Source organism: Halomonas sp. AOP13-D3-9 (assembly GCF_052379125.1).
GTDB lineage: Bacteria > Pseudomonadota > Gammaproteobacteria > Pseudomonadales > Halomonadaceae > Vreelandella.
On sequence record NZ_JBQSYH010000011.1, the window covers coordinates 174,661 to 197,276 of the forward strand.

The following is a 22,616-nucleotide window of genomic DNA, read 5'->3' on the forward strand; positions in this document are numbered from 1 at the left end:
AGGAGCTAGCATGCCCACCTTTATGAATGACCCGACCATGCCCACACCCAATTTCCCCGGTAGTCACATGGTAGTTGATGATCACTACATCTTTATCTCTGGGCTGACCGTCGCAGACCTCTCTAACGGCCATGCTGCCCGAGGCGACGTTAAAGAAGAGACTCGCCTTGTGATGCGCGCACTGTCGCGCATGCTTGAAATGGAAGGCGGCAGCCTGGCAGATATCGTCCGGGTGGATATCCACCTCACTGATCTACACGCTATCCAAGACATGGACAGTGTTTACGCGGAGTACTTTGAACCTGGCCGCTACCCTGCCCGCACATGTACCGAGTCGCCTAATATCTGCGGCGGCAGTAGTGTTGAAATTACCGTGATGGCGAAGCGCCAGCATCCATCAGGGCAATAACCGCTTCAATATCGATATGGGCTTCCAGCATGTCGGCTAGACGATCGAGCTCACGCTCACGATGGGCTTGATAATCACTCTGCTCCCCATTCACGAGGCCCAGCTGTTTTAATAGCGATTGGCAGGCCTCAGGATGGTCAAATAAGCCATGCAGGTAAGTACCTAAGATATGACCATCATCACTGACCGCGCCTTCTAGTCGACCCTCTAAATCAAATAGCGGTGAACTAAGCGCTACTCCATCGCTTACGCCGTTATGAATCTCATAGCCGGTGACGGTTGCTCCATCCGCTACTGTCACGCCACGCACATTACGCAGTTGCTTACCCGCCACCATTCGCGTGGTCAGTGGTAATAGCCCCAAGCCCGCTACTTTTCCGGGTTTCCCCTCCAAGCCCTCAGCGTCATCTACCCATTCGCCCAGCATTTGAAAACCGCCGCAAATACCCAACACCTTGCCGCCGTAGCGTAGGTGGCGCTGAATGGCGTTATCCCAGCCCTGGCGTTTTAGCCACGCAAGGTCGCTGGCAGTACTTTTACTACCGGGCAGAATGATCACATCGGCGGCGGGTATCGGCTGATCTGGCCCCACAAAGGTCAGCGATACCTGCGGGTGCAAACGCAGCGGGTCAAAGTCGGTGTGATTACTGATACGCGGAAGTGCTGGCACTATCACGTTAAGCGTCTGCCCCGACTTTTTAGCCTGGGTTAGACCAATACTGTCTTCAGCATCGAGTACCAGCCCCTGCAAATAGGGCAGCGTGCCCAGTACTGGTTTACCGGTGCGCGCTTCCAACCACTCAAGCCCAGGGTTGAGCAGCGCCATATCGCCCCGAAAGCGGTTGACAATAAAGCCCTGGGTGCGCGCCTGCTCACTCTCGCTCAATAGCGCCAGCGTACCCACCAACTGGGCAAACACGCCGCCGCGGTCAATATCACCGACGAGCAGTACCGGGCAGTCCGCTGCCTCGGCAAAGCCCATGTTGGCGATATCACCCTCGCGCAGATTGATCTCAGCGGGGCTGCCCGCGCCTTCGGCGATTATCACATCGAAGCGGCTTTCCAACGCCTGCCATGCCGCCATCACGCTCGCTTTCGCGGTGCGTTTATAGGCATGGTAATCCAGCGCATCCATATGCCCATGCACTTTGCCGCGCAAAATCACCTGGGCGCCGCGGTCGGTTTCCGGCTTGAGCAGCACCGGATTCATATCACTGTGGGGAGATAAATAGCACGCCTGGGCCTGCAACGCCGTGGATCGACCAATCTCGCCACCGTCCTCGGTCACGGCGCTATTCAGTGCCATGTTCTGGGGTTTGAACGGCGCCACTGAGACTCCTCGCCTTGCCAAGGCACGGCAAAGCGCAGCCACCACGGTACTTTTACCCGCATCCGAGGTGGTGCCCTGAATCATCAGTGTAGCCATAAAGCGGTCTCGCCCAGGTGGATAAGAGCGAGACTGTAGCGGGAGAGGGTTAACGGCGCAACAACGGTCAGCGATGGTAATCAGTCGCTTAATGCATCTCAGGCTCAGGCAGTTGTGCATTCAGGTTCGCCAGCTCCCAGGCCTGCACCATCTGCTTCTTCGCGAGGCCCCAGCGGTAGCCGCCTAGCGCGCCGCTTTGTTGGATTACCCGATGACAGGGAATCCATAGCGCGATGGGGTTGGCACCCACGGCATTGCCCACCGCCCGCGACGACTTGGGTGTGCCCAGTGCCTGGGCAATGTGCGAATAGCTGGCCAGTTGGCCTTCTGGAATGGTCAGCAGCGCCCGCCAAACGGCGATTTGGAAGTTGGTGCCGGTCACATGCAGCGACAAAGTGGCAGAAGCATCGCCTGACCTGTTGAAAAGCGCCTCTACCGCAAAGCGCGTGGCGTCAGGATCGTGATGAAGCGTGGAAAGCGGCCACTCTTTGGCAAGCCGTGCCAGTAACTCCTCCGAATTCGTCGCATCGACAAAACCCATGCGGCAGATACCCCGGGGGGTTACCGCCACAAAGAGGCTACCTAGAGGCGTTTCATGAACCCCATAGGCGATCTCCACGCCTTCACCCTGGCGCTTATACTCCCCCGGCGTGACAGCCTCTAGCTGCACAAAGTGATCATAAAGCCGCGAACCGCCGCTAAGCCCCAGCGTATGGGCAATATCCAGCAGCGAGGTAGAAGACTGCATCAGTTGCTTGCCGCGCTCCAGCGTAAGTGCCTGCAAAAAGCGCTTGGGGCTGATCCCGACATAACGGCAGAACAAACGCTGAAAGTGAAAGGCGCTCACATGAACGTGAGCGGCCACCGCTTCCAGCTTGGGCTGCGCGGCCGCATGGGCCACCATGTAATCCATGGCTTTCTCGATACGCTCGTAGTCGTTCATTGTCGTCTCTCACATCGTCGTATTATCAACCGCTAAACGTTACCTTCACAGCCTAAGCGCTCACGGGCGAGTTGCCGACCCGAATCTTGCTGACTGCAATAGCAGACAGCGCCAGGATTTTTCGCTAGGGTTACTCCCCGCCTCAACTGACGGTCACGATACGCCCATGCAAGCTTTGATCGACGACATTGCCGCCACCATGGCGAGCGCAGAGGAACGTGGCAAAGTAGCGGATTATATCCCCGAGCTTGGCCACGTTGACCCAAACCAGTTTGCCATTTCGCTGGCCACCGTGGATGGCAAGGTGTACTCGGCAGGCTGCGCGACCACACCCTTCTCCATCCAGAGTATCTCCAAGGTATTTACGCTGACCATAGCGCTGGGGCAAGTGGGTGATTCGCTGTGGTCGAAAGTGGGCCGCGAGCCCTCGGGTGATCCGTTCAACTCCATCGTTCAGCTAGAGCATGAAAGCGGCAAGCCGCGTAACCCGTTCATCAATGCCGGGGCCATTGCGGTGGTCGATGCCATCATGATGGGCCACGAGCCCAAAGAGACCCTGGGCGAGATTCTCAGCTTTGTGCGCTATATCGCCGATGACGACAGTATTTACTTCGACCACGCAGTGGCTGCCTCAGAGATGGCCCACCGCGACCGCAACGCCTCACTGGCGCATTTTATGAAAGCCTTTGGCCATCTTCGCCACGATGTCGATAAAGTATTGGGCACCTACTTCCACCAGTGCGCCATCGCCATGAGCTGCGAGCAGCTTGCCCATGCCGGGCTGTTTTTGGCCTCGGATGGTATCAACAAACCCAGTGGCATTCGCGTGGTAGCCCCCCAGCGCGCACGGCGTATCAATTCACTAATGATGATGTGCGGGCACTACGACGCCTCGGGGGAGTTCGCCTTTCGCGTTGGCCTGCCCGGCAAAAGCGGCGTGGGCGGCGGCATTCTGGCGATTGCACCCGGCCATGGCTCCATAGCCGTTTGGTCGCCAGGGCTGGATGCCTACGGCAATAGTTTGCTGGGCACCCAGGCGCTCGAAATGTTTGTGCAGCGCACCGGCTGGTCGGTGTTTGGCCATTAGCAGGGCAACGCTTTAAGCAACGACCTCAATTTTGTGCAATACCGCCACCAGTGGCCATTGCAAACTCCTTGCACTACCGAGGAGGATGACAATGAGCGCTACACTACTGCTGCCTACACTTCTGCCCATGTCCGCATTTGCGCTTGCCGCATCTATTTCGCCGGGGCCGGTCAACATCGTTTGTTTGAGTAGCGGTACGCACTACCCTATCGCTAAAGGGCTTGTTTTTGTAACCGGCGCCACGCTGGGGTTTATCGCGCTATTTTTAGCCATCGGCGCGGGCCTTTACTCTCTGCTGAGTGTGGCGCCGCTGCTGGAAACGGTTTTACGCTGGGCAGGTATTCTGTTTTTACTCTACCTCAGCTATCAACTGCTACAGCACGATGGGCGCTTGCAGGAGCGAGGTGGCGTCAAGGCGCCAGGGTTTATGACAGGCGCCATGATGCAGTGGCTCAACCCCAAGGCGTGGCTGGCGTCTGCCGCTGGCATTGGCGCCTACACCACTGCTAATGAGCCCCATCTGCTATGGCTGTTCGCCGGACTCTATCTGCCTATTTGCTGGCTATCGCTCGCCAGTTGGGTATATGCAGGCGCTTTTCTGAAACGCTATGTTCATCGTCCGATTGTCTTACTGACGATTAACCGCGCACTCGCTATATGCCTGACGGCTAGCGCTATTGTCTTACTGGTTGAGTAACGGATAGCGGTACTGGTTGGGTGTCGCTGCTACCAGCCGCTTGAACGTTCTTTGAAAGTGGGGCTGGTCATTAAAGCCAGCGTTCAAAGCCGCCTCAACGATAGGTTGTCCTTGTTTTAACGCTTTCTGCCCCATCTGAATACGCTGATTAATCAGGTAAGCATGAGGCGTTAGTCCGAAGTGCTGTTTAAAGGCGCGAATCAAGTGCCCAGCGCTATAGCCGGACTGCTCACATAGGCGCTCTAGCGATATATCAGCGCTACAGTTGGCACGCAAATAGGTCGCGACCTGTTCTAGCGCACTGGGCGCTTGGGGCAATACCGCGGGGGATTCTTGAGCAAGCACTTGCAGCATGGTAGACAAGTACTCGACTAGCGCCGTTTGCTTATCGCTAATGTCGCGGTGCTCATCCAGCAAACAAGCAGCCATATCGCAGTACCCGGCATAAAGCGCTGGCTGGGTAATGACGGCGGTGGCGATATCTTGCCAGTAAGGCGTATTTAGCAGACCCAATTGGTAACGCAATTCACTCAGCCAATCGGTATCGACGTAGAGCATCATATACGCCCAGGACTGGTTCTCGATGGGATTGCAGGCATGCACCCAGTGGGGGTTCATCATAACGATGTCTCCCGCGCTAATCTGATGCGTAGCATCACGATAGCAAAAAGTGCTTTTACCTGCGGTAACGGCCCCCAGCGACCAATGCGTATGACTGTGTGGCGCATAGCAAACTTGTCGCGCGTCGCTAATCTTGCGCAGCTCCACATAGGGCATACGCGCATCCCGCCAGAAGATAGGTGACGAAATTGTACTCATGTTCTGCTCGTGTTATTCAAAAATAGCCTTTCACACTTCGGCTTGGCCTAGGCTGGACAATAGCACAGCACAAGGCCAGTATGGGCCGCTGATAAGCGCTATATGAACTAGATTGCATAGGGATGCGCAACGCCTAATATGTCAGGAGGACACCATGGCCAATAGTATGAATAACCCCGACCAACGTGATGCGATTACCCTTTTCGCCCGCATGGGTTACGCCTCTCGGGGTATTGTGTATGTATTAGTCGGCGGCCTTGCAGCGCTGGCAGCCTTTGGACAAGGCGGCCAAACAGAAGGCAGTCGGGGTGCCTTAGAACGCGTGCTCACCGCTCCCTTCGGAAAAGTCTTGTTAGCCATTATGGCCATCGGCTTGGTGGGATACGCGATGTGGCGAACCATCCAAGCAGTTAAAGACACCGACCATCACGGCAACGGCGCCAAGGGGCTGGCAATTCGTGCGGGCTTATTGGCCAGCGCCATTACTCACACGTTGTTGGCTTTTTTTGCCGCCACGCTCATCTTTCAATTTGCGGGCTCTTCAGGTGACTCAGGCGGCGGCTCACAAGGCGTCGCAGGCTGGCTGATGCAGCAGCCTTTCGGGCGCTGGCTGGTAGGCGGGGTCGGCCTCATCATGATTGGCGTAGGCATTGCCCATGCGCTTAAAGGCTACAAGGCCAAATTCGACAAGCACTTTGCTATGCCACCACAAACTCAACAATGGGCCTATCCTATCTGCCGTTTCGGCTTAGTGATTCGTGGCCTTGTATTTGTGATCGTGGGTAGCTTTTTTATCATCGCCGCTTATCAAATCAATCCCAATGAAGCAGGCGGTATGGGCGAAGTGTTTAGCACGCTGCGAAGCCAGCCTTTCGGTCAGTGGCTACTTGGTTTTGTCGCACTGGGACTCTTCGCGTTTGGTCTCTACAGCCTATTAGCGGCTGTCTATCGCCGCATTAATCCCGAAGTGTAGAGACCTGCATGGCCATAGCATCCAAACGCACTAAGCAGTGGTTTGAGCGTATTAACCGCTCGAAGAATATGCTGTGGCTGCTGGGCACCCTCTCCTTTCTGGAGACTATTATTCTGCCCATTCCTCTTGAACTGGTGTTGATACCGCTGATGGCCGTTAATAGGCAGCGGCTGTGGTTGCTGGCTTTGGTCACTACTGCGGGCTGCCTCGTCGCGTCGCTGGTGGGCTACAGCATTGGCTTAGTGCTTTATGAGTCGGTGGGCACCTGGTTTATTGAGTCTATGGGGATGCAGAATAGCTACCAGGCATTCCAAACATTTTTCGATCAATACGGTTTTGCCGCCATTTTGGCCATTGGAATACTACCGATTCCCTTCCAGGTGGCGATGATTACCGCCGGGCTTTCCGGCTACCCAATCATGCTATTTGTGCTGGCAACGTTAATCGCCCGTGGCTTGCGCTACTTCGGCCTTGCCTGGCTGGTTCACCGCTTTGGCCACCGTGTTCTGGTACTGTGGAAACGCCATGCCTTGGTAACCAGTTTGGTGGCAGGGGGTGTTGTACTTGCGGTGGCACTAGGTATGCAGGCACTGGCTGGGCTGGTGGTTTAGGCAACTGAACTGTTGGCATTCGCTAAATTCCGTAATCTCGCTCGACTTTAGCGATACGGGTTTTGAAGTGGTGGTACCACTGCTGATGGCCTAGCCGCTGAGCCTCTTGATGCTCAGCATGGGCTTTCCACGCTTTAATAGATGCCAAATCAGCCCAGTAAGAAACCGTCACGCCCACTTCATCCCGGGCAGACTCCACACCCAAAAATCCCGGCTGCTGCGCTGCAAGCTCAACCATTCTTGCCGCCATTGCGTCATAGCCGTTATCGACCTCGGTGCGTAGTGAAGTGAAAATAACGGCGTAGTAAGGAGGTTCAGGAGTGTCGGCGATGTGTAGCATGGGTCTCGTCGCGGCTGGAAAAGGAATGATGAAGCTCGCACCATTAAGCAGTACTTAACGCTCGGGCTCCGGCAGTAACGACCCGCCTTCCATTGTGACTAAAAAGCTCTCCCATAACGTATGTGTATGCGCTTGAGTAAGCTGTTTTTTACACGAAAGCGACATTACACCTCTTATCGTGCCATCACGCCACTGGGTATATACCGCATCGCAATGAGCTTGACGGTAACCTTCCCAGGCCTCTTGGGCCTGCTGAATCGACTCCACCAAGCTGGCATCAGCTTCATGGCGGTTTAGCGCCGCGTCAAGATAGCGGTGCATTTCCGCTTCAACGGATTCTAGCTCTAACTGCGCACACTGATTGATCTCCATCGTCGTCATGGCATTTTGGCAATCTGGCGCGTCATCAGCTGCAAGCGCGGGCAATGAAACAAAAGCGAACAGTAGCGGAATCATCTTTGTCATGAAGAGTTGTTAACCATTATGGCGGAACGATTAGTTCACATAATAGCCACTTACCCGCCAAGTGCCCTCTTCTAAATGGGGAGTGATGGTTTCCGTGATTTGCGGTCTGTTTTCAAAACTCGTTTGAAACGTCAATATCGCGTAGTCGCCGCTTGGAGCCCCCGGCATAGAGGTTTCACGGATAAGGCTCACTCGCCGACGTGATTGAACGGTACCAAAATCACGGCGGGCAGCGCTAACCGTACGGGACAACATATTAGGTGACAGCGGAACCTTCAGCAGCGTAGAAGAGTTCTCCCAGGCTTGCTCAAATTCACCACTGTCGATGGCTTCTAGCCACGCCAAAGCCGCCGCCTCTGCCGCACTCGTGTTTGCCTGACCTTGGTTGGACAGCATGAGAAGCAAGGTGGCGATGATAAAAGTCAGCGTCTTGGGCATAGAGGGCTCTCTTGGCATTTAGCAACGACCAGAGAAATCTCGATGGTCTTAGCTATATATCGGTAATCGCCAGCACTTCTTTAGGGCCGCGGGATGTATTTGCGTAACCGTTAAGCTCCTAGCTGTACCTGCTTCTCAAAGCCTATCCGCTCGTTTACTATGCGCCATCCACACTATTTCAGTTGCCACTATTAGGTCACTATGTCCGTTAACGCCCTTTATACCGACCTTTCTGGCTACTACGATTTGATGTGCGTGGATATCGATTACCAAGCGCAAAGCAACGCCATCCGCAGGCTGCATCAGATTTTCGGTAACGACGGAACTACACACCTAGATTTAGCCTGTGGCACCGGCCCACACGTGCGCCATTTCATTGATTTTGGGTATGCCAGTAGCGGGCTTGATATTAATCAGCCGATGCTGGATATCGCCGCCACGCGCTGCCCCGAAGCCCGTTTCACGTTGCAAGATATGAGTGACTTCAAGGTTAACGAACCTCAAGATTTAATCACCTGCTTTTTGTACTCCATCCACTACAACAATGGAGTCGAAAAGCTAAAAGCGTGTATAACCAATGTTCATCGCGCGCTAGCATCCGGTGGTATTTTCTGTTTTAACGCGGTTGATAAAGAGAAAATCAACAACGACCTATTCGTTAAACACAGCGCCAAACAAGCAGATGAAATGTTCACTTTTCGCTCGGGATGGCACTACAGTGGGCAAGGTGAAAAGCAGTCGCTTAGGCTCAGCATTGAAAAAGCCAACGCTGAAGGAACGCAGCTATGGAACGACGAACACCCCATGGTAGCCGTCAGCTTTGCGGAGTTAAGCGCACTCTTAGCGCCTCACTTTGAAGTTCATGTGTTTGAACACAATTATGAAAAAATCATTCCCTGGGATAACGCTTCTGGGAATGGGATTTTTGTTTGTGTGAAGAAGTAAACCTTACTTGCTCCAGAGAGTCGCCCCATTGGCTGCGCTACCAGCTATAAAATTCTTTCTCACATGGCCGAAATTGCCCCCTTTGTGACCGAATAACGCATCGTTGGCAGAATGCGTAACAGCTAATCTGTAGCCTCACTTCAACACGATGAGATTAGCCATGGCCCAGCCTAAAACCGCATTGTTATTAATTGATGTTCAAGCCTCCTTCCCCGCCCGCGATTACTGGGTAGAATCACTGGCTCAGGCGTGGCAGCCCAAGCAACGTGCGATACTGAATGCAGCCCAGACCAACGATATACCGGTTGTACGCATTCTGCATGAAGAACCCTGCAGCCAAGGTGCTTTCGACCCTGATAATGGCCTCATTCGTCCGCTTGATGACTTTAACGATGAAGTGGCGGTGACCTTTCATAAACGTGTACATAACGCCTTCAGCGATACCGCACTAGAAAGCTGGTTACGGGAACGAGGCATTGAACGACTGGCGATTAGCGGTATTCGCACCGAGCAATGCTGCGAAACAACCGCACGAGTGGCGTCAGATTTGGGGTTTAGCGTCGATTTCATCAGCGATGCTACCCTGACGTTCCCCATGACGCGCCGCGGTATCACCTGGCCAGCTGAGGATATTAAGGCACGCACCGAACTGGTACTTGAAGACCGCTTTGCGCGTATTATCAGTACACAAGACATGATCAACGAATGGCAAAACACGCGTGAGTGAAGATCAACACAATAGCCAGCCGCCATCCACAAGAGCCACCACCTTGCGGGTGGCGGTATTGATGATGCCCGGCCAGGTGCCGCTTGATTTGATTGGCCCGCTACAGGTCTTGCAGTGTGCAGACCGGCTTTCGATAGACGTTCAGGTGCGCTATATCGGTCCCCAAGCGGCCATACAGTGGTTAGGGCCGTTAACCCTCAGCGGCATCGATCCCTTGCCTGAACAGCTTCCTACTCAAGATTTACTGCTGATTCCGGGGCAGTACCGCAATAGCCTTGAGCCATTGGTACAGCAAGAGTGTATCGCTTGGCTCAAGGCGAATGCCCACTGTGCGGATACGCTAATGACCGTTTGCTCGGGCACGCTATTACTGGCAGATGCGGGCCTGTTAAAGGGAAGACGCTGTACCACCCACCACACGCTAATTGAACAGCTACAAGCCAAAGCCCCACAAGCAAAGGTACAACGTGATTGTATCTTTACCGAGGACGGGCGCTATTTAACCAGCGCGGGGATTTCGACCGGCATTGATACCATGCTGTACTGGCTTACCCGTGCTTGCGGCCACTCGCTGGCTCTGGCGGTAGCGCGAGAAATGGTGCTGTATCTTCGCCGCAGTGGCCAAGAGCCTCAACTGGGAGCCTGGCTTGAGGGCCGCAATCATGTGGATGAACGGCTGCATCGCGTTCAAGATGCAATATGCGCCGCCCCTTCGCAAACCTGGCGTATCGAAACATTGGCGGCTCAGGCAGCCATGAGCGAGCGTCATTTTCGGCGCCAATTCAAAAGCCTCACCGGCATGCTGGTCGGCGACTACATTATGGGGTTGCGCCTGCAGCGAGCCAAAGCGTTAATGACCGAAACGACATGGACGCTAGCACGCATCGCCGAAACGTCCGGATTCGGTGATGAGCGGCAGCTAAGGCGCAACTGGGCTCGCCAGGAAAAAGCGCCGCCTAGTGTATGGCGGCGGGCCAGATCCCAGACACTGAGAGATTGAGTTAATGTGAGCCATCATTAAAAAAACATACCATTGGTTGACGCCATGACCGAGTTCATCTTGCCAAGCAACGCTAACGATCTAAATTTTCGGCATCGCCTGCCTGATAAACGCTTAGCCCCGTGGGTTCAGTGCCTTTGGTCAATGGGTCGCCCAGGGCATCTCACTGAATCAAGAACCGAAAAGTTTTACCCAGATGCCGGTGCTAGCCTCAGCATTAAGCTCACCAGCCCCTGCCCCATCATCACGCTCTGTTTCAACAAAACCACGTTGATAGAGACACTCGACACCACCGCACCTTGCCTGGGCATTCGTTTTAAGGCAGCCGGCGCCCACTGCTTGCTGGGTTTGCTGCCCGAAGCATTCACAGATACACACTACCGTTTGGAGAACGAGCTAGAACCATTAGGATTGCAAGGATTAATGCCCGTGGTAGAGCGCCTCTACCAGCTGGACTCACAACAGGGCTTACGCCTGCTGGAAACATGGTTGTTACATCGATTAGAGAGCCAGCCACCCGCTAATAGCCGTATCACTAAGATTGTTCAAGCCATTGGAGCACTTCAGCTTCCGCCCCAACAGTTAGGCGCCACGCTCGGGTTTACTCGACGTACCCTGGAGCGCAAATTAAAACGTGAAGTGGGCGTTACCCCAGGCCAATTAGTAGCCTATGCCCGACTGAACCGAGCCCGCCATGGACTGCTTGCAACCACGCTGCCCTTAACGGAAATAGCCCTACAATGCGGCTACTATGACCAAGCTCACTTCACCCATGCCTTCCAAACCCTCGCCTATGAAACGCCCGCCGCCTATCGCAAGCGCAAACTGTCGCAAATTTACAAGGCGTAAAAAAACCTCGACGTTAAGCTGAGCTCTCAACTTACTCATCGAGGTCACCCATATGTCTACTCGTATGTCTCAACAGTCTGTATATCGCCTTTGCCCCCGCCTAGCTAAGCACCTGACTGCACTAGGCGACGTTGCCCCAGACTCAACGGTTAATCGTTCGATAATCCACTTAGTCAACCTGCGCGTTTCGCAAATTAATCACTGCTGCTTTTGTCAGCACATGCATTCGCAAGAGGCCAGAGACGATGGTGAACATCAGGTTCGCTTAGACGTATTGCCTGCTTGGCGTGAAGCACCCTGCTTCAGCACAAAAGAGCGCGCCGCACTCGCCTGGGCCGAAGCACTAACACTGATCAGCCAGCAAACTGTGAGTGACAACGACTATCAAAACGCCCTAGCTGAATTTGGTGAGCAGGGGCTAATTGACCTCACCGCCATTATTGTCCAAATCAACAGTTGGAATCGAGTATCGGTAGGCTTTCAGTTTGCACCGGACATCAGTATTTAAGCACTGTGATGCTCTTGAAAGTAATAGTTCAGATAAGGAAATAAAATGAACAGTGAGATAGCGCAGCATCAACAGCTACCCAACCTACTCGGTCTCTTATCAAGCTTATTTTTCTTCTTTGGCAGTCTTTTATTTCTTCCCGCTTTTGCGAGCTACGCAACCGTAGGCGTATGGTGTTTTGTAATGGGCTCACTCATCATGTTCATTATTTACGTGATGAGTATGAAAAATACTGGTAAGAAGCGCGGCTAATAGAGCACACATACGAAAGTAAGAAACGTCGGTTATAGCCGCTGGGTTAGCTACCCAGCGGATTGCTGACTGTAATACCTTTCAACATTGCCTGAAACCTTACTCCAGGCGGAGGATTTCACTCTAGCTTGATGTCGCTCAAAAGAGCCTCGGTCAATGAACTCTTCATACACATCAAATCGATAGGGGTTAATAGTGCATTGAGCAACCTCAAAAACGAGGCAGCCGGGCTCAGCCAAGGTTAACCGCTTATGGTTGATGAGCTCTGCTTTAACAGCATTCAGATCCGGCTCGGGGACGATGATAAATCCTTTCAGTATGACCTTTGACATTGAGCCTCCTCAGCGCATTACCATCAAACACCTATCGTGCCCACGGCGTTGTTTTGTAATGCATGCCATTGCTGCAACGTTAACCGGTACAGCCTCACTGGACGGCCATGAAATTCAATATTATCGAATGCAGAAAACCCCGCTCTCTCTGCGACCTTAAGTGAAGCACCATTCTCAGGCTCAATAATAACGATCACCGACGACAGCTGCTTTTGGTTAAGTGCATTATGGAGCACCGCTTGCACTGCCTCAGACGCCAGTCCCTTGCCCCAGTAACGTTTGGCTAGCCGATAACCTACACCCATCTCCTCAACACCATTGACCTCTTCGGGGCTGACACCACAAAAGCCAACAAGCTTACCCGATTCCTTTTCAACTAAAGCCCATGGCCCGACACCGTGGGACGCATAACTCTCCAAACACCACTCGATAAACCGCCGAGTCGCCGTTTCATCGCAAACGCCTCGAATCGAATATTTCATCACCTCAGGGTCGCTGAGAATATTGGTCAACTCGGGAACATCATCTAGGTATAATGTCCGTATACATAGTCGTTCCGTTTCACAAATTTGCACCCTTTTCTCCTTGTTGATGATGCTATTGGCAAGCGCTATCTCCGCCCCCATTGATTGTCGGGAGAAGTGTGCCGTTACTGGGCCTTAAGGCCCTCGACGTTGGGTAAAACCGCTTCCAAAACTCGGAACAGCTCAAGGATGAGGTTAAGCGTCACGACGGTGTGGCGAAGCGTCCGAAAACTCAACGATGGCTTCAATTTCCACAGCAAACCCCTTCGGCAATGAGCCAACCCCAATGGCAGAGCGTGCATGCTCACCGCGCTCACCAAGGGCGTTAACAAACAGGTCGGAACAACCATTGATGACTTCAGTGTGAGAAGTAAAGTTGGGATCAGCATTGACCATACCAAACACCTTCACGACACGCTGAACCCGATCAAAGTCACCTAGCGCTTCTTTAATGAGCGCAAGGAGATACAGACCAACTTCTTGAGCGTAGTTCCGAGCCTGCTCAACAGTGACTTCCCGCCCAACTTTTGGGACAGCAACTCCCTCTTCACGCGACGGAGCCCCCTTACCTGACAGATAGAGCATGTTGTTCGAAATGACATAGGAACGAAAGTTGCCCCTTGGCGTGGTAACGACGGGCAGTTCCAAGCCCAACGAACGGATACGCTCTTCCACGGTTGATTTCATTATAGGCTTCTCTTATATGCTGTTAAGGTGTTGGTGACAACTCGCAACGGTTTATTAAAGCTCCTCAATATAAAGAACGCGGGTTCCAACGTAACTTGCAAACTTAAAATTATATATAGAAGCCAATGGGCTGGTTGTCTTTATAAGCCAACAACCCAAAACAAGCAGGCGTAGAGGCCAACAAATAGTCAGCGTAACTTTTTCTAACAGCAGTAAACAGGTGCTTTTGATTCTCAGATTCAGCAAGCTTGGCATTTAAGTGATAAAGATCATTGATATTTTCTTTATTTACTCTAGCAAGTTCCATAGCTTCATTTCCAATTATTTTTCAACCAATTTTCACGATAAAGAAAATAGTTAACCTCGGTGCAGTGCTAACTAGCCCTGCCGATACGACAATCATCTATAAGACCTTTACCACCAACCTTGGCCAGGTTTGTAGCCATCGCTTAGCGCTTATTCGGGCTTCAAAATCCGTTCGCTTTGGACGTTTGGGATTTAATGTAATGGTGTAGTCAAACAGCGGCTGAACGCCAAAGGGAGCGACAAGGATAACTTCTCCATCGTCATCCAAAGCAGCGCCTACAGCAGTTTCTACTTCTACCCAAAAACTCATGGCATCTTCAGTAGAAGTATACGGACTGTCATTATTTCTCTCGTGCATTCTTGCCTGGTTCTTTACCGACCAGGGAAACGTTGAGACTTCCCTTAATCCTTGCTCGATCTCATGATCGCGGGAATCGCTTATGTCGTCAGGATCGAAGTAAATTAAATCGATGTCGTTAAGGGCCGTATTCGATGAAAAGTCATGCAGCTTGTCCCACACCAAGTTTCTAACGAATCCAGCAGCGAGACACCACCCCGGCAGCTTCTGCGCAGCCGCTATTGTCAGCGCCTCCATACGGGCCGGATCACTCATTAGCCATTTTTTGACCAGCGCTTCATGCTCCATCTCAATACCTTACCAATGCGCCTATTTTGACTTGCTGGGTGGTGCTGAACCATCCAACGCTGGACACGTTATAGCTCCCCTATCCCTGCTGCTACAGATCAGATTCATGGTTGATACCGTCGCTAACCGGGACACCATCCAAATCACAGGGGTTAACGCCTTCCAGGCACCCGACATTGAATCCATACACAGTGGGGTTTGAGCGCGTTTGGTGGTGGGTGTAGATGCCGCAATTTGAGCAGAAGTAGTGCTTTGCGACACCTGAATTGAATTGATATAGCTTTAGATGCTCAGCGCCACGGAGAATGCGAAGACCGCTCAATGGTACATAGGCCATGACAGCACCTTTACGCCTACAAATAGAGCAGTTACACCTTTTTGGGTCAACAAGACCATCAGGCAGATTGAGTTCGAGCTCCACCATGCCGCAGTGGCAGGTAGCCCTGTGCCTAGGTTGAATGTTAACTCCACCCACTTGCTTGATCACTGGAAAGGCTCCCGTATGACTCAGTACTGGTGACATCGAAGTATTTTTGCGAAGGCTAACTTAGCTCAACAGTAGCCCGAGACCAGCTTTTATTAACCCCGGAACTTGTAGTGGAAAACGTCCCTATCCTCGCCGTTCAATTGTGGGGCTTGATAAAACTTTTCGGTTCTTTTTGTGAATCTAAAACCCGCTTTGGCTAAAGCCTTTTGAGCAGGGACGTTTGCGACGTCCGTGAAAGTGTGAATGCTTGTTGCGTGACCTGCTGCGAGCAAGTGCTGTGCGGTAAGTAGCAACGCCTCTGCTGCGTACCCACGGCCTCTATACGGTGTCCCGATACCAAAGTGAACAACCATTGAGTCTTCGCTTTTTACAACGGTTACCAGCCCTATGGCGCCTCCTTCCCTGATGGCATCTACAACCCAAATACACTTGCCTGTTAACGCCATACTTTCAGGAACGGAAAGATTTTGAAGCATCTTTTCAGTTTGTTCGATTTCAGTGTGAGGGTGCCGCGCAAGGTACTTTGCTGAGCCTAAATCGCCAGTATAGTTTTCAAAGATTGGTGCGTTATCTTCGGGCCTGTAGTACCTCAACTCTAGCCTTTTTGAAGCAGCAATGCTGCAGGGTTGCTTAACATCCGCAACGACGGAGCAGTTTTGCTGACCCCGATCACAAGCGTTTGAATTTATATCATTTTTTAAGCGTTGAATATGGGTGGAGTGTCCCAAAGCTGCACCTCGATATAGAGCTCAAAATCAGTTTCCCAATAACGCTCGTAAGGGATCAAGTGATCATTGGCAGGGATTCCGAAGCGAGTAACGAGCTTACTCACCTTGCTAAGCAGAAACACTTGATTGTAGTAAGGCTTATCGTCTCGGGTTAGCGCAATAAAGCTATCCGGGTAAGTCAAAGACGTTACTTCGGGATCGAATCCCGAGAGAGGAATTCTAAGCTCACCTTGGTTCGCGTTCAGGTCACGAAACCAAGGGGATTCTCCAAGCACTAGATATAAAGGATGATCGCGACGGGGCTTACCTCCACGTGCAACGAAGAGTGCTCGCAGCCGAGCTTCAAGCTCACGTCGGACTCCTATGTAGTTCCTACCGTAGCGCCGACGGTAGCCGGGATCCCGCTGATGACGAGTTAGGATATCTTGGAATACAGGATCTTCCGAGCCAGCAGGAAGCTCTGAGAGACTCCGAAACGGGCCTGTCTCTCGCAAATAATAGTGTGTAGCGAAATCGGGTAGCCTGATCACTGTTTCCGCCTTCGGCCAAGCTAATAGCCATCAAACGCCCCGTTGAGCGACATATCAAAGCAACTTATTGACACGCCCTAGCCTGGCTAATGAAATCCTCTAGAAGAGCATTCGCTCGCTCGATATCACGCTCGTAAATAAACAAGTGATCGAATACGGCACCACACTGCGGGCCAGCTTTAATGCCGTGTTCATTTAGCACTCGCAGAACAGGGCCGAGAAAACCAATCACATCGAAGGGAAGCTCGCCATCCGTTGATATAACTTGAAACGGGCCGAAGCTATCTCTTATCGAGACCTCAGTTTTTAAGCGTTCAACGGCTGCCTCGTCGACTATCGCGGATACACCTGCCTGATCACGAATTAAACAGCTGTACCGAGCATCGCTTGCCACGAACACGTTAGCCAAATCTTGAGCGGACGTGTCTCTAAGATCGAGCATCCAGTAGCGTTCTGGCCAGATTTTCAATGTCATATTCGCCCATACCGCCATTGGATCTATAGACATTACACTCTCCTGTTAGACCGCCAATAACCGCTCGATTCGACAGCTGTTAAAACGTCACATCGAAGCCGCAGCTGGCCTATACCGTATGATACAAAGTGCTGCAGCTATTTATAAATCCAGGCGATGAAGCTCAGGACTCAGAGCTTGGAGCCTCCTGGTTTGGTCGCAACTGTAGCTGTATGCCGAGTAAGAAATTGCGCAGCACCTGATCTTTGCACTCTCGATAATTCTTATGGCTGGGCTTGCGGAAAAACGCACTTAATTCATGGTTACTTAGGTTGAAGCCAGCCAGTTCAAAAGCTGCCAAAATATCTTCAGCCTTTAAATTCAGCGCAATGCGCAGCTTCTGGAACACCATATTGTTGTTCAACTGCGACTCTGGCACGGGCTGCGGCCCTTCGCGCTTACCACGCTTAAAGCTAATAAATCCGTTCAAAAACGCCGCCAGCTCTTTGTTCTTCATCGTCACAAAGGCGTCGTCGTCATCCTTTTTCAACCAGGCCGTTACCTGCTCTTGAGCCACGCTGACCTCTGCCAAGGCGAAGATATCCACGATGGTGCTGTCTTTTAAATCAAAGGTGTAACGTATGCGGCGAAAAATATCGTTATTGGTCAAAATAGTGTCCCTAGTCTTAGGCAAACCCAGCACAATCAGGCTTATGTGCATCCACGTTTATCGTAGATATGATTAAAAACAGCAGCTTAAACAAACTAACCTGTTGTCAGCTTTCCAAGCAGTTCGTCAATTTCGTCTTTAAGCTCGCCATCTTCAATTTTATTGGCGGTGGCTTGGGCATTTTTAAGATTTATGATAGCCGCATCTGTCTGGCCTAGTTCAACTTGCAATTTTGCCATGGAGAACCCGATCGACGACATATGGTCTTTCGAGTTAACGGCGACGGCTTTTTCGAAGGCTTTTTCGTAGACTGCCAGCGCTTCATCTAGCTCTTCAGTGAAGTCAGCCAATGTTTCCCACTGCTCTGGGTGATCTTTATCGGTGCTCTCGTTCTCGGTGCAAATGGCTTCCAACTCCGCATAGAGCGCATCGAAGGCCTCTCTATCCTCTTTATCAGCAGCCTTCATGAGTTTTTCAGCGAGTTCGTAAACCGCCTTGTATATTTTGGTGTTAATCATGAACGACTACCTTTTCTCTATTTAAAAATAGTAACAAGTAAACAAACCTGCTGAAAATAAACGCATGTAACGAAGCCACCTCACCGTGGCCGGTGACATTATACCCTTTGGGGATGGCCCTACGGGCGATCATTTTACGGTTTTTGTGATGGGGTGTTGGTATGCTTTGCTTGAGTGGTCGTCATTAGCTGCTCGCGCTATCAGCCCCCTCCTCATCGGCATTTGGGGGCATTTCAGCCGTCAATGACAAAGATTTAGGCTCGCGTTCAACGACTTGTCCTTTGCAAGGCCTGATTAAGCGACCCCAAACTATCAGGGCCAGCATCTAACCGAACGCATCTGTCTGATTCTGTCGCCCAAGAAGCCGATGAAGCAAGGTGAAGATGAATAGCTATTTGAGAGGCAGTCATATCATTCAGCAAACCAGCGGGAACCCATATCAGACCTGTATCTCTCAGTTTATTGGGCACCAAGCTGCCACAGACCGAGCAAAAATCATTTCGGTAACCGGTTGGCTTCTGAAAAGAGCTGATTTTGGACTGGCCAGAAAGCCAGTGGAAGCTATCCGTTTTTACAAAAGTGGCCGTATTTGAAGTAGAGCCGGTGGCTTTGCGGCACAGAGAGCAATGACATTGATAGAGATTCGGTAGCTCCCCTTCGATTTCGAACTTAACCCCTCCACACAGACATTCACCGTTCATCGAATATTCCTTAATGTTTTACGCCGTGCGGCCACAAACAACAGCTGACCGCTACACGCTGTTAACAGTAATGCTCCATGATGAACTCAGGGTGGCCAGTTTGTTCGTCAATCTGCTCACTTAATGAAATGAAGCCATGCTTCTTATAAAAATTAATGCTGGGAGTGTTCTGCCTATAGACACTTAGCTGCAAACACGACCTTCTGCTCTTGGCATCCTCCATCAACGCTGACCCTATACCATTGCCCTGCAAGCTTGGTGACACAAAAACAGCTGCCAACGTATCTCCATAGAGGCAGTAAAACCCGGCTATCTGCTCATCAGCTTCATATACAAAGGTTTCCGATGCAGGGATGTATACATCACGCATTTCGCTAACTTTTGACTTCCAAAATTCTGAACCAACAAAGGAGTGGGCTTTAATCGATGCTGAAAGCCAGATATCCAAGATTTGTTCAATATCCGCCTCCTGGTATTTACGAATCAAATGGTTGTTCCTCAATAAGTGGTAAATGGTAACAAAGACGTTACGAATGACTCGCTAAGCTTCCTACCTTTCAACAGTTAAACCAATTTCTTGGCCATACGAAACTTCTAATACATGGCCATTAGGATCATTTATGAATGCCCAATAGCCTACTGGATAGCCGCTATCAGTTGCCTCTTTGGATAATATGCTTTCGCGACGTGCTTGCTCACACAACTTATCAACTTCGCTCTTACTTCTACAACCAACCCCCAAGTGAGCAAAAGGGCCTAAGATAGGGGCTGGGTTACTACTTTGAACTAGCACAAGCACAAATGGGCGGGTTTTATCTGACAGCCAAACGACCCGTTTGTTAATTTCCTTATCTGTTCTTTCATGGATTATGGTCATGTTAGCGTAGCGGTGATAAAAATCAATACTCTTGTCTAAGTTATTCGCTGATAACGCAATATGCGTAAAGCCAATGTCGTTGCTCATTAAAAGCTCCAGAATTTAAATCGATTATCCAAAGGACTTTCATAGTGCTAGTTAAATTTAAATCCACCACTAGTCAGCATCTGTGGTAAAAGCGGCAAAAAACTTCATGCCGCGAATTTTTTGCTGACTTGCGCCACCCGCTGGCCTAAATAACGTGCGGCAAGCAGGTCTGTTTCATCTAAAACACCGTCCACTGAATGCGCGATAAGGCCAGATTGCGCACCCAGTCTGTTACGCATTTCTGGATCGTAGTTACCCGGAATATCTAAGCCTATCCATAGCATGCCATGCTGGTTCGCAAACACTTGCATGTACTGAAGTGTACTCAGTTGATCGCCACTTAAGTTGGCACCTATGGTAAAGCCAGCAGCAACCTTGTTTGCCCAAGATTGCTGTGACCACAACTCACTCGTGGCATCACTAAAGGCCTTAAACTGGGCTGACACGCAGCCCATATAGGTAGGTGAGCCAAAGACCAATGCATCGGCCTTATCTAATTGCTGCAGCAGTTTTGTATTGCAAAAACGCCCTTCGATAATATCTGCTCCGGCGATTTCTATTTGAATCGCCTCAACGCCGGGCTGTGCTGCCGCTCCCGCAGCGACAGCCTGTGCAAGTTGCTTAGTACTGCCCGTAGCAGAATGAAAAACAACCGCGACGTTCATTACACCTCACCCTTCCGTTGCTGGACTGCTTGTTGCTGTGCTTCTCCCTGCACTACAGGTTGCTGAGCATCGCGGTTTAAATTCCGCTCGGCCGGGATATCGCTCAGGTACTCGACAAACTCCACCTCAAAACCGGCCGGATCGACAAAATAGACATTTTTCCGAAACGGCTCAACAGCCCCGGGTTTGGCAATGGCATAACCCGCGTTATTTAACCTAGCCACAACGGCATCCAGGTTATCGGTCACATAGGCAAAATGAGCCAGCCCAACACTGTGGCCTTTCAAATCGCGATTCGCCCCTTCGCCGTGATCGCTTAGCGCTAGGTAATGCTCATCGTCACCAAAGTGTACCCATTTACGCGGTTTGCCATACCACTCGCCATGGCCTTCATCGCGTACCCGCCAATGCGGGAATACGGCGCGGTAAAAATCCAACATGGCATCCATATCATCAACGACCAGATTCACGTGTTCCAAGTACATAAGTGTCTCCTTGCATTAAGTGAAATGGCAGGATAAAACCTCAACTTCACTTGAGGTAAAGCTGTTTTTGGAAAAAAATGGCAAAAAAGATTCAGGAGTGCGTGATGGCAGAGGCAATTTGGAGTGTGGGCAAGGTGGCAAAGCGCTGCGGCATTAACGTCAGTACCTTGCACTTTTACGAGCAACAAGGTCTGATCCAAAGCTGGCGCAATGCGGGCAACCAGCGCCGTTACAAACCGGAAGTGCTAAGACGAATTTCGGTGATAAAAGCCGCGCAGAAAGTCGGCGTCAGTCTGGATGAGATCAAGCGAGCTTTTGAATCACTGCCCAATAACCGGACACCGACGGTTGAAGACTGGCAACAGCTTTCAAAAAACTGGCAGCAGATGCTGGATGGCAGGATTGCTTATCTGCAAAAGTTACGTAGTAACCTAGCAGGCTGTATAGGCTGCGGATGCCTGAGCATGACCAGTTGCCCGCTCTACAACCCGGATGACAAGCTGGCGGAATCAGGTAGCGGCCCAGTTCTGTTGGATCAGGCAGAGCAGAAAGCGAGAGCTCAGCAAGAACCAACCGCTAGCTCATAGCGCTTATTAGCAACCCTCAAGCATAATCTACATGAATGAACCACTTGGGCTTGATGCGCCCAAAGTCGCGACGGGCATTGGTTTTCAAGGCTTTCTTGGAATCCAACACCACGGTTTCCTGCTCGCTTCTAACAAACACCACCCAATGCCAGAAAGGTTTGCCCTGCTCCATGCGCCATTTGATCGCCAACAGCGCCTTGTCTGGAAGGCGCTCCCAGGAGGTATCGAATGGCGTCTCCGTAGGGGCAGCCGTGATACCCAAAGCACGCAAAAGCTTACGAACGTACTCAGTGTCTGACCAAAGCGCTGTGTCTTCGGCATAAATACCCAAGGCGTTAGCTGTCTCTTTCGCCTGCGCATAGCTAATGCCCGCAAGAGCAGCGCATGCTGCGATGCCACAGCCGGATATTTCTTCTTGAATGACGGGGTGCATTTGCATATTGATTAACGTTTGCTATAAATGGTGCGAGGAACAAGCGAGAAACGACCTAAACAATTGAATTTAATTGCATTTTTATTTCGCCCACTCACGATCTAACTTCAATTACCCTGAGACTCCACTTTCGCTAATTTCTTCTCTAGCTTAACAACTTTAGAAAATGAAATGATGCCAAAGACAAACCCCAAGATGCCCATCGACATTCCCATCATTCCAAAAATGAAGCCTATATCGCCCATGTTATCTCTCCAATTTTAAAGCTAATTTTGGCCAATATTAGCGTACTATAAAGCATCACTTACCATTCATTTAATGAATGCCTTTAATTTCATCACAAAAATCGCCATTCAGCACCATGAAGCTAGTTGCATAATTCGAGCAACGAGCGGCTGCTATTACGCTAT

36 protein-coding genes are annotated in these 22,616 nt (G+C 51.2%); 12 read left to right on the top strand and 24 right to left on the bottom strand.

All coding sequences use genetic code 11. The features are described 5' to 3' along the window. The first annotated feature begins 10 nt into the window (after positions 1 to 10). A complete protein-coding gene (locus ACT3UM_RS14045; RefSeq protein WP_498899736.1) occupies positions 11 to 409 on the top strand; it encodes a RidA family protein in 399 nt (132 codons plus the stop codon). On the opposite strand, the gene ACT3UM_RS14050 is transcribed toward ACT3UM_RS14045, so the two are convergent. Both ACT3UM_RS14050 and ACT3UM_RS14055 read right to left on the bottom strand, forming a co-directional pair. Continuing rightward, on the bottom strand, positions 369 to 1,835 hold the full coding sequence (locus ACT3UM_RS14050) for a cobyric acid synthase (protein WP_498899738.1): 1,467 nt from the start codon (positions 1,833 to 1,835) through the stop codon (positions 369 to 371). The two genes, ACT3UM_RS14045 and ACT3UM_RS14050, sit on opposite strands and share 41 nt — an antisense overlap. 88 nt (positions 1,836 to 1,923) lie before the next feature. Continuing rightward, positions 1,924 to 2,778: a bifunctional transcriptional activator/DNA repair enzyme AdaA gene (locus tag ACT3UM_RS14055; protein WP_498899740.1), complete on the bottom strand. Its 855-nt coding sequence runs from the start codon at positions 2,776 to 2,778 to the stop codon at positions 1,924 to 1,926. Between the two features lie 166 nt (positions 2,779 to 2,944). On the opposite strand from ACT3UM_RS14055, the gene ACT3UM_RS14060 reads away from it, so the two are divergent. Then, entirely contained in the window at positions 2,945 to 3,865 is a 921-nt protein-coding gene (locus tag ACT3UM_RS14060) for a glutaminase (protein ID WP_498899742.1), read from the top strand. 91 nt (positions 3,866 to 3,956) lie between these two features. Beyond that, complete coding sequence (locus ACT3UM_RS14065) at positions 3,957 to 4,562, top strand: LysE family translocator (protein ID WP_498899744.1); 606 nt, start codon at positions 3,957 to 3,959, stop codon at positions 4,560 to 4,562. Here ACT3UM_RS14065 and ACT3UM_RS14070 read toward each other — a convergent pair. Further along, positions 4,548 to 5,381: an AraC family ligand binding domain-containing protein gene (locus ACT3UM_RS14070; RefSeq protein ID WP_498899746.1), complete on the bottom strand. Its 834-nt coding sequence runs from the start codon at positions 5,379 to 5,381 to the stop codon at positions 4,548 to 4,550. The genes ACT3UM_RS14065 and ACT3UM_RS14070 overlap by 15 nt on opposite strands. 154 nt (positions 5,382 to 5,535) lie before the next feature. Between ACT3UM_RS14070 and ACT3UM_RS14075 the strand changes: the two genes are divergently transcribed. Both ACT3UM_RS14075 and ACT3UM_RS14080 read left to right on the top strand, forming a co-directional pair. Then, positions 5,536 to 6,354 (top strand): DUF1206 domain-containing protein, encoded by an 819-nt coding sequence (locus ACT3UM_RS14075; RefSeq protein WP_498899748.1) that lies wholly within the window; start codon positions 5,536 to 5,538, stop codon positions 6,352 to 6,354. 8 nt (positions 6,355 to 6,362) lie between these two features. After that, positions 6,363 to 6,965: a YqaA family protein gene (locus ACT3UM_RS14080; RefSeq protein ID WP_498899750.1), complete on the top strand. Its 603-nt coding sequence runs from the start codon at positions 6,363 to 6,365 to the stop codon at positions 6,963 to 6,965. 22 nt (positions 6,966 to 6,987) lie between these two features. Here ACT3UM_RS14080 and ACT3UM_RS14085 read toward each other — a convergent pair whose 3' ends face one another. From ACT3UM_RS14085 to ACT3UM_RS14095, 3 genes are read right to left on the bottom strand one after another with little or no spacing between them, the layout of a single operon-like run. Beyond that, positions 6,988 to 7,305 (bottom strand): antibiotic biosynthesis monooxygenase family protein, encoded by a 318-nt coding sequence (locus ACT3UM_RS14085; RefSeq protein ID WP_498899752.1) that lies wholly within the window; start codon positions 7,303 to 7,305, stop codon positions 6,988 to 6,990. Between the two features lie 54 nt (positions 7,306 to 7,359). After that, positions 7,360 to 7,770 carry a lysozyme inhibitor LprI family protein gene (locus tag ACT3UM_RS14090; RefSeq protein ID WP_498899754.1) on the bottom strand — a complete coding sequence of 137 codons (411 nt, stop codon included), beginning with the start codon at positions 7,768 to 7,770 and terminating at the stop codon, positions 7,360 to 7,362. 30 nt (positions 7,771 to 7,800) lie between these two features. After that, positions 7,801 to 8,208 carry a DUF4019 domain-containing protein gene (locus tag ACT3UM_RS14095; RefSeq protein ID WP_498899756.1) on the bottom strand — a complete coding sequence of 136 codons (408 nt, stop codon included), beginning with the start codon at positions 8,206 to 8,208 and terminating at the stop codon, positions 7,801 to 7,803. 201 nt (positions 8,209 to 8,409) lie between these two features. Here ACT3UM_RS14095 and ACT3UM_RS14100 point away from each other — a divergent pair, with 201 nt between their 5' ends. The 6 genes from ACT3UM_RS14100 to ACT3UM_RS14125 all read left to right on the top strand — a co-directional run bounded on the left by ACT3UM_RS14100 (position 8,410) and on the right by ACT3UM_RS14125 (position 12,489). Next, the gene (locus ACT3UM_RS14100) at positions 8,410 to 9,153 is read left to right on the top strand and encodes a class I SAM-dependent DNA methyltransferase (RefSeq protein ID WP_498899758.1); all 744 of its coding nucleotides are present in this window, start codon (positions 8,410 to 8,412) and stop codon (positions 9,151 to 9,153) included. Positions 9,154 to 9,313: 160 nt separating this feature from the next. Beyond that, positions 9,314 to 9,880, top strand: coding sequence for an isochorismatase family protein (locus ACT3UM_RS14105; RefSeq protein ID WP_498899760.1), 567 nt, complete (start codon positions 9,314 to 9,316; stop codon positions 9,878 to 9,880). Continuing rightward, complete coding sequence (locus tag ACT3UM_RS14110) at positions 9,873 to 10,880, top strand: GlxA family transcriptional regulator (RefSeq protein ID WP_498899762.1); 1,008 nt, start codon at positions 9,873 to 9,875, stop codon at positions 10,878 to 10,880. The genes ACT3UM_RS14105 and ACT3UM_RS14110 overlap by 8 nt, the downstream gene beginning before the upstream one ends. A 45-nt stretch (positions 10,881 to 10,925) precedes the next feature. After that, complete coding sequence (locus tag ACT3UM_RS14115; protein WP_498899764.1) at positions 10,926 to 11,729, top strand: helix-turn-helix domain-containing protein; 804 nt, start codon at positions 10,926 to 10,928, stop codon at positions 11,727 to 11,729. 52 nt (positions 11,730 to 11,781) lie between these two features. Further along, positions 11,782 to 12,237, top strand: a complete 456-nt coding sequence (locus ACT3UM_RS14120; protein WP_498899766.1) for a carboxymuconolactone decarboxylase family protein — start codon at positions 11,782 to 11,784, stop codon at positions 12,235 to 12,237. Between the two features lie 45 nt (positions 12,238 to 12,282). Then, positions 12,283 to 12,489, top strand: a complete 207-nt coding sequence (locus tag ACT3UM_RS14125; protein ID WP_498899768.1) for a YrhK family protein — start codon at positions 12,283 to 12,285, stop codon at positions 12,487 to 12,489. A 50-nt stretch (positions 12,490 to 12,539) separates the two neighbouring features. Here ACT3UM_RS14125 and ACT3UM_RS14130 read toward each other — a convergent pair whose 3' ends face one another. From ACT3UM_RS14130 to ACT3UM_RS14205, 16 genes are all read right to left on the bottom strand, one after another. Continuing rightward, positions 12,540 to 12,821 carry a putative quinol monooxygenase gene (locus tag ACT3UM_RS14130; protein ID WP_498899770.1) on the bottom strand — a complete coding sequence of 94 codons (282 nt, stop codon included), beginning with the start codon at positions 12,819 to 12,821 and terminating at the stop codon, positions 12,540 to 12,542. A gap of 23 nt (positions 12,822 to 12,844) precedes the next feature. After that, positions 12,845 to 13,396 carry a GNAT family N-acetyltransferase gene (locus tag ACT3UM_RS14135; RefSeq protein WP_498899772.1) on the bottom strand — a complete coding sequence of 184 codons (552 nt, stop codon included), beginning with the start codon at positions 13,394 to 13,396 and terminating at the stop codon, positions 12,845 to 12,847. Positions 13,397 to 13,540: 144 nt separating this feature from the next. Beyond that, positions 13,541 to 14,032 carry a RidA family protein gene (locus tag ACT3UM_RS14140; RefSeq protein WP_498899774.1) on the bottom strand — a complete coding sequence of 164 codons (492 nt, stop codon included), beginning with the start codon at positions 14,030 to 14,032 and terminating at the stop codon, positions 13,541 to 13,543. A 109-nt stretch (positions 14,033 to 14,141) separates the two neighbouring features. Then, entirely contained in the window at positions 14,142 to 14,339 is a 198-nt protein-coding gene (locus ACT3UM_RS14145) for a hypothetical protein (protein ID WP_498899776.1), read from the bottom strand. A gap of 96 nt (positions 14,340 to 14,435) precedes the next feature. Continuing rightward, complete coding sequence (locus ACT3UM_RS14150) at positions 14,436 to 14,984, bottom strand: nucleotidyltransferase family protein (RefSeq protein WP_498899778.1); 549 nt, start codon at positions 14,982 to 14,984, stop codon at positions 14,436 to 14,438. Between the two features lie 91 nt (positions 14,985 to 15,075). Beyond that, complete coding sequence (locus ACT3UM_RS14155; protein ID WP_498899780.1) at positions 15,076 to 15,507, bottom strand: GFA family protein; 432 nt, start codon at positions 15,505 to 15,507, stop codon at positions 15,076 to 15,078. A 56-nt stretch (positions 15,508 to 15,563) separates the two neighbouring features. Continuing rightward, complete coding sequence (locus tag ACT3UM_RS14160) at positions 15,564 to 16,199, bottom strand: GNAT family N-acetyltransferase (protein ID WP_498899782.1); 636 nt, start codon at positions 16,197 to 16,199, stop codon at positions 15,564 to 15,566. Continuing rightward, positions 16,169 to 16,729 (bottom strand): hypothetical protein, encoded by a 561-nt coding sequence (locus ACT3UM_RS14165; RefSeq protein WP_498899784.1) that lies wholly within the window; start codon positions 16,727 to 16,729, stop codon positions 16,169 to 16,171. Before ACT3UM_RS14165 ends, ACT3UM_RS14160 begins: the two co-directional genes overlap by 31 nt. A 64-nt stretch (positions 16,730 to 16,793) precedes the next feature. Next, positions 16,794 to 17,237, bottom strand: a complete 444-nt coding sequence (locus ACT3UM_RS14170; RefSeq protein ID WP_498899786.1) for a hypothetical protein — start codon at positions 17,235 to 17,237, stop codon at positions 16,794 to 16,796. Positions 17,238 to 17,367: 130 nt separating this feature from the next. Next, a complete protein-coding gene (locus ACT3UM_RS14175) occupies positions 17,368 to 17,853 on the bottom strand; it encodes a YehS family protein (RefSeq protein ID WP_039859130.1) in 486 nt (161 codons plus the stop codon). A 95-nt stretch (positions 17,854 to 17,948) separates the two neighbouring features. Continuing rightward, positions 17,949 to 18,371, bottom strand: coding sequence for a tetratricopeptide repeat protein (locus ACT3UM_RS14180; RefSeq protein ID WP_498899788.1), 423 nt, complete (start codon positions 18,369 to 18,371; stop codon positions 17,949 to 17,951). Positions 18,372 to 18,637: 266 nt separating this feature from the next. Beyond that, the gene (locus ACT3UM_RS14185) at positions 18,638 to 19,072 is read right to left on the bottom strand and encodes a GFA family protein (protein WP_498899790.1); all 435 of its coding nucleotides are present in this window, start codon (positions 19,070 to 19,072) and stop codon (positions 18,638 to 18,640) included. Positions 19,073 to 19,133: 61 nt separating this feature from the next. Continuing rightward, positions 19,134 to 19,559, bottom strand: a complete 426-nt coding sequence (locus ACT3UM_RS14190) for an N-acetyltransferase (protein ID WP_498899792.1) — start codon at positions 19,557 to 19,559, stop codon at positions 19,134 to 19,136. A 63-nt stretch (positions 19,560 to 19,622) separates the two neighbouring features. Beyond that, positions 19,623 to 20,036 carry a VOC family protein gene (locus ACT3UM_RS14195; protein WP_498899794.1) on the bottom strand — a complete coding sequence of 138 codons (414 nt, stop codon included), beginning with the start codon at positions 20,034 to 20,036 and terminating at the stop codon, positions 19,623 to 19,625. A 104-nt stretch (positions 20,037 to 20,140) separates the two neighbouring features. Next, on the bottom strand, positions 20,141 to 20,701 hold the full coding sequence (locus tag ACT3UM_RS14200) for a flavodoxin family protein (RefSeq protein ID WP_498899796.1): 561 nt from the start codon (positions 20,699 to 20,701) through the stop codon (positions 20,141 to 20,143). After that, entirely contained in the window at positions 20,701 to 21,186 is a 486-nt protein-coding gene (locus ACT3UM_RS14205; RefSeq protein WP_498899798.1) for a VOC family protein, read from the bottom strand. The genes ACT3UM_RS14200 and ACT3UM_RS14205 overlap by 1 nt, the downstream gene beginning before the upstream one ends. Positions 21,187 to 21,290: 104 nt before the next feature. Here ACT3UM_RS14205 and soxR point away from each other — a divergent pair, with 104 nt between their 5' ends. Further along, complete coding sequence (gene soxR / locus ACT3UM_RS14210) at positions 21,291 to 21,773, top strand: redox-sensitive transcriptional activator SoxR (RefSeq protein ID WP_498899800.1); 483 nt, start codon at positions 21,291 to 21,293, stop codon at positions 21,771 to 21,773. A gap of 16 nt (positions 21,774 to 21,789) precedes the next feature. On the opposite strand, the gene ACT3UM_RS14215 is transcribed toward soxR, so the two are convergent. Further along, on the bottom strand, positions 21,790 to 22,206 hold the full coding sequence (locus tag ACT3UM_RS14215; protein ID WP_498899811.1) for a hypothetical protein: 417 nt from the start codon (positions 22,204 to 22,206) through the stop codon (positions 21,790 to 21,792). A gap of 107 nt (positions 22,207 to 22,313) precedes the next feature. After that, positions 22,314 to 22,451, bottom strand: coding sequence for a hypothetical protein (locus ACT3UM_RS14220; protein ID WP_211595298.1), 138 nt, complete (start codon positions 22,449 to 22,451; stop codon positions 22,314 to 22,316). Positions 22,452 to 22,616 lie beyond the last annotated feature (165 nt).